The organism is Mesorhizobium sp. M4A.F.Ca.ET.022.05.2.1, assembly GCF_003998845.1.
Lineage (GTDB): Bacteria > Pseudomonadota > Alphaproteobacteria > Rhizobiales > Rhizobiaceae > Mesorhizobium.
In genome coordinates this window covers 1-766 of the sequence record NZ_RZOJ01000788.1, presented here as the reverse complement: position 1 = coordinate 766, position 766 = coordinate 1, and the positions used below count along the sequence as shown (strand labels likewise).

At 64.0% G+C, this 766-nt stretch carries 2 protein-coding genes and 1 pseudogene; all 3 read left to right on the top strand.

The window, feature by feature from the left end; genetic code table 11:
• The coding region (locus EN745_RS35415) for a VOC family protein (RefSeq protein WP_127423350.1) at window positions 1-317 on the top strand (317 nt) is incomplete at its 5' end.
• A gap of 32 nt (window positions 318-349) precedes the next feature.
• Window positions 350-571 (top strand): hypothetical protein, encoded by a 222-nt coding sequence (locus tag EN745_RS35410; protein WP_126054919.1) that lies wholly within the window; start codon window positions 350-352, stop codon window positions 569-571.
• A pseudogene (locus EN745_RS35405) lies at window positions 572-766 on the top strand (DUF1801 domain-containing protein); the annotation flags it as partial.

Here is a 766-nt window from a genome sequence, read left to right as displayed (position 1 = left end):
TCACCAAGAAGGCCGATTTCAGCAATGGACCGTTTCGCTGGCTGACGGTGGCCTCGTCCGACGAGCCCGAGGGGACCGAACTGCAGCTGGCGCTGAACGACAATCCCGCGGCCAAGTCTTACCAACAGGCGATGTTCAAGCAGGGCCAGCCCGCCGTCATGCTCTTCACGGACGACATCAAGGGCGACCACGAGCGCATCAAGGAACGTGGCGGCGCCTTCGCCATGGCGCCGACCGAAGTCACCGGCTCGACCATCGCGCAGGTGAACGACAGCTGCGGCAATCTCGTCCAGATTACTCAATTGGCCCGCTGGTAGGGTTCCCGTTGGCTTTTTCAGAGGAGGTCGCATTGAGCCTTAGCCAATGGATTCGGCAAATTCATCGTTGGCTGTCGATCGCCTTTACGGTGACCGTCATCGCCAACTTCGTCGCCATGGCATTGGGGGAGCCTCCGGCTTGGGTGGTCTACTCGCCACTCCTGCCGCTCTTCCTGCTGCTGTTTTCCGGCCTGTACATGTTCGTGCTGCCTTATCTCGCTAGGTCACGCGACGAGCAGCGCGCGGGCGGATAGATGGCCAAGGCGCGCCAACGATCGAAGCTCACCGCCCAGCGGCCCGGCGCGGAGCCGGTCCTGCTCTCAGGCGGCAACCCACAGATCGCCAAGGGCTATGGCGACGCCCCGGTGCAGGCCTACATCGCCGCCATGCCGGGCTGGAAGCGCGATGTCGGCCGCCGCCTCGACGCGCTGATCGAGCGTAGCCTCCCC